Below are 3,732 nucleotides of genomic sequence, written 5' to 3' on the forward strand. Positions count from 1 at the left end.
GCGGCCGGCGCGCCGGCGGCGAGCGGCCGCGCCGGCGCATCCGCCCAGAATGTCGCGCTGTCCGCGGCGGCCGCCGCGTTCGCGCCCAGGACCAGCAGCAGTGCCGCCGGCAGGAAACCGATGTTGCGCATTGCGAAACTCCCCCGATGAATGATGCCGACGAACGCGGCAGGCATCCCGCGCGCCGCGCCGGAAGGCGCCGGCCGGCAGCGGGAAGCGGCAAGTATGCGGCCGCGCCGGCGGGATCACGCAGGACCGGGCGATGGATAGGGCGTCGGTCTGGGGGCTGATGCTGCCATCCGGGGCTGCGGCGGCCAGCCGGTCGCGCCCCGCCCGGGAGGTCAGCGCCGGACGACCCGCGTCCGCGGCGCCGCATATGCGCTTGCGCGCGCGCCGGCACGGCGGCTTCATAGCCGTTTCGCCGCTGCAGGAGGTTCCAAGATGATCCAGCGCTACGACACCGGTCCGCGCATGTCCGAAATGGTCGTGCACAACGGCACGATCTATCTGGCCGGCCAGGTCGCCGACGACGCCGACGCCGACATCGCCGGCCAGACCCGCCAGGTGCTCGACGCGATCGACGCATTGCTCGCGCGCGCCGGCAGCGACAAGTCGAAGATCCTGCGCGCGCAGATCTATCTCGTGGATCTGGCCGAATTCGCCGCGATGAACGCGGTCTGGGAAACCTGGGTCGTGCCCGGCCACACGCCCGCGCGCGCGACCGTGCAGGCCGCGCTCGCGAATCCGAAATGGAAGATCGAGATCGTCGTGACGGCGGCGGTCTGAGCCGGCGCCGGATGACGGGGGCCGGGTTCCGCCGTCGGCGTAACCCGGCCCGTCGCCGTCACTTCGCCGCGCGCGGTCCCTGGGCCGGAATCAGGTCGGCCAGCACGAGACGGGTCGTCGCCGCCTTGCCGTTGCGTTCGTAGCCGATCTCGATCGTCGTGCCGGCGGCATCGGCGGCCAGGCGGTCGCGCCATTGCGTCAGCGAACGCGTCTCGACCGGCTCGCCGGCCAGGCGGACGATGCGGTCGCCGGCGGCGAGTCCCGCCGTCGCGGCCGGGCTGCCGGCGGCGACCTCGTAGACCGACAGCGCCTTGCCGTCGCGCAGCAATGCCAGACCGCTGCGGTCGGCGCCGAACGGCTGGCCGAAATTCGCGTTCGGCGCGAGATACATGCGCTTTGCGGCGTAGTCGAACGCGACCGTGAAGCGGCCGAGCACGCGGCCGCCGAGGTTGGCGTCGACGTCGGGCGAGGCGAATGCGCCCTTGTCGCCGGTGTACAGGCTGGCCGCGACGTCGCCGAGCACGAAGCCGCCGAGCTCCAGCTCGCCGAGGCGTACGGGCCAGGCGCGCATCGGTCCGCCGACGCCCCAGCCCGAGACCTGCTCGAAGCGCGCGCCGTAGCGTTCCTTCAGCCCGTTGTCGCGCACGAACGGCGAATGCAGGTCGATCGCCGCGCCCGAGCCCGTGTCCACGGCGATGCGCGCGTCGCGGCCGTCGATGCGGCCCTGCACGATCGGAATGCGTTCGGCCAGGGTGAACGGCACGGCCTTGGCCCCGGCCGGCGGCGCGAATACGTCGGGGCGGCTCAGCAACAGTTCGCGGCCGACGTAGTCGATCGTCACGCCGAAGCGCTGGAACAGCTCGTAGCCGATCACGCCGTCGAAGTCCTCGCCTTCGACGTCGGGCAGGCGGCCGAAGTCGATCACGTAGAACAGCGGCTGGTCGAACGTCACCCCGCCCAGGTGCAGCGAACCGGCGCGGGTCAGCGCGACGTCGGGACTGGCCTCGCCGGTGCCGCGCGCATTGAGCTTGCCTTCGCTCGACAGGCCGAGCCGTCTGGCCGCGGCCGGCAGCAGGATGTTGACGCCGCCGGTGTCGACGAGCATCCGCACCGGCTTGCCGTCGACCTGCGCCTCGACGTGGATGTGGTCGCGCACGAGCCGGAACGGAATCCGCGTGCGGCCGTCGGCTGCGGCGATGCGCGCGCCCTCGTTCATGGCCGGCACGGCGAAGTCCGCGTCGGCGACCGGCGCCTTCGTGGTCAGGCTCGCGTAGTCGATCTCGACGCGGTTGGCACCGCCGACGCCGCGGTCGACGACCTGGCGGAACGGCAGGCGCAGGCCTTCGACCTCGCGCCAGTCGCCGAGCACCGTCACGACGCGGTCCTGCGCCGCCAGGCCCGTGACCACGCGCTCGAGCAGGCCGCTGTCCTCGGCGAACCAGAGCTCGGCGGCTTCGCCGCCGGCCGGCGTCGCGGTGACGACCTGGTAGCGGCGGCCGTCGGCCTCGCGGGCCCGGGCCGGGCCGTAGTCGGCCTTGCCGCGCTGCGGAAACCAGTAGGCGCGCATGCTGAGCCAGGCCGCCGTACGCGCCTCGCGCTGGGCTTCCGGCGCGTCGAGCCGCGCGACCTCGCCGCCGGGGTCCTGATTCCAGGCGGTCTTGCCGTCGTAGCCGCTGGCGCCCTTGTACAGGCCGAGGCTGTAACGCACGGCGCTGCGGCCGGTCCTCAGGTCCTCCCGCGTCTCCACCGGGCCGGACAGGCCGGCCGCCTTCATTTCGCCCTGGCCGCTCACGGCCGTCACGGCGTCCCAGCGGTTGCCGCCCGAGGCGGCGCGCGCGCGGGCCAGCAGGGCGTCCGCGTCGGCCGCTGCGGCGATCGCGCTTGACAATGACAGCAGCAACAGCGATAGCGCACGTACAAACATGGCCTTCTCCCGTTTTTGGTCCCGGCCGCGCCGCGAGGCGCGCCGGGGCAACAGACGTCGCCATTGAATATTCGATTGAAATTTCAACGAAGGCAACTCAACTGATGGCACAGCCCCGCAAACCCCGCACCGCCGCGACCGGCCGCAACGTCGAGAAGCCGCGCGAGATCGCCCTGCTCGCCGCGCCGGCGCGGCAGGAGCTCGTCGACACACTGGAAGCCCTCGGCGGCGAAGCGTCGGTCGCCACCCTCGCCGCTCAGCTCGGCCGTCCGGCCGACGGCCTCTACTACCATTTACGCCTGCTCGTGCGCGGGGGCCTGCTCGAAGAGCTGCCCGACGAAGGCGACGGACGCCGCTACCGCACGCGCGCCGACAAGGGCGCGCGCCTGCAGCTGCGCTACCGCGGCGGCCGCAACGCCGGCGCGGCCGCGGTCGAGAAAGTCGGCTCGAGCATGATGCGCATCGCCGCGCGCGATTTCTCCGCGGCGCTCAAGCGCAGCGACGTCGCGACCGACGGCGCCGAGCGCGAGGTCTGGGCCTCGCGCAGCAAGGGCTGGGTGGACCGGCGCGATCTCGCCGAGATCAACCGCCTGCTCGCGCGCGCGCTGGAACTGCTGCAGAAGCCGCGCAGCGCGTCGCGCGACAAGCTCATCGCGCTGGCCTGGGTGCTCGCGCCGTTGCCGGTACGGGCGAGCCGGCGCGGGCAGGACGAGGACTGAGTCGTCAGTAAAAAATTCCATAAATTATTTTTATGGACTTTTTCTATGTTCCGTTGCGAAGGCGCAGCCGCGGATGAGCGTCTGGGTCCGGTGCGGCGGCACCGCATGCAGTGTCCGGCCGCGGCCGCGCCGTTTCACTGAAACCCGTTCGCGAAGATGAGATCGCCGACGCGCTCGAAGGCGCCGATGTCGATCGCGGCATCGACGGGGCGCACGAGCGCGGCGCCGGGCGCGGTCGCCGCGCGTTGCGGCAGCATGGCCGGCGGGAACAGCGGGTTCGGGAACGCGAAGCCCGGCGCGCCC

3 protein-coding genes are annotated in these 3,732 nt (G+C 72.3%); 2 read left to right on the forward strand and 1 reads right to left on the reverse strand.

Going from position 1 to position 3,732, the window contains the following annotated elements; genetic code table 11:
* Window positions 1-441 precede the first annotated feature (441 nt).
* Window positions 442-786, forward strand: a complete 345-nt coding sequence (locus NON22_RS21680; protein ID WP_257389081.1) for a RidA family protein — start codon at window positions 442-444, stop codon at window positions 784-786.
* A 58-nt stretch (window positions 787-844) separates the two neighbouring features.
* Here NON22_RS21680 and NON22_RS21685 read toward each other — a convergent pair whose 3' ends face one another.
* A complete protein-coding gene (locus NON22_RS21685) occupies window positions 845-2,710 on the reverse strand; it encodes an aspartyl protease family protein (protein WP_257389082.1) in 1,866 nt (621 codons plus the stop codon).
* A gap of 104 nt (window positions 2,711-2,814) precedes the next feature.
* On the opposite strand from NON22_RS21685, the gene NON22_RS21690 reads away from it, so the two are divergent.
* Window positions 2,815-3,429, forward strand: a complete 615-nt coding sequence (locus NON22_RS21690) for a helix-turn-helix domain-containing protein (protein WP_257389083.1) — start codon at window positions 2,815-2,817, stop codon at window positions 3,427-3,429.
* Window positions 3,430-3,732: the final 303 nt, after the last annotated feature.

Origin of the sequence: Tahibacter caeni, from assembly GCF_024609805.1 — a bacterium.
Taxonomy (GTDB): Bacteria; Pseudomonadota; Gammaproteobacteria; order Xanthomonadales; family Rhodanobacteraceae; genus Tahibacter; species Tahibacter caeni.

Excerpts from the sequence above, each read along its gene's own strand:
- NON22_RS21680 (WP_257389081.1), top strand. The coding sequence starts at position 442 with ATGATCCAGCGCTACGACACCGGTCCGCGCATGTCCGAAATGGTCGTG.
- NON22_RS21685 (WP_257389082.1), bottom strand. The coding sequence starts at position 2,710 with ATGTTTGTACGTGCGCTATCGCTGTTGCTGCTGTCATTGTCAAGCGCG.
- NON22_RS21690 (WP_257389083.1), top strand. The coding sequence starts at position 2,815 with ATGGCACAGCCCCGCAAACCCCGCACCGCCGCGACCGGCCGCAACGTC.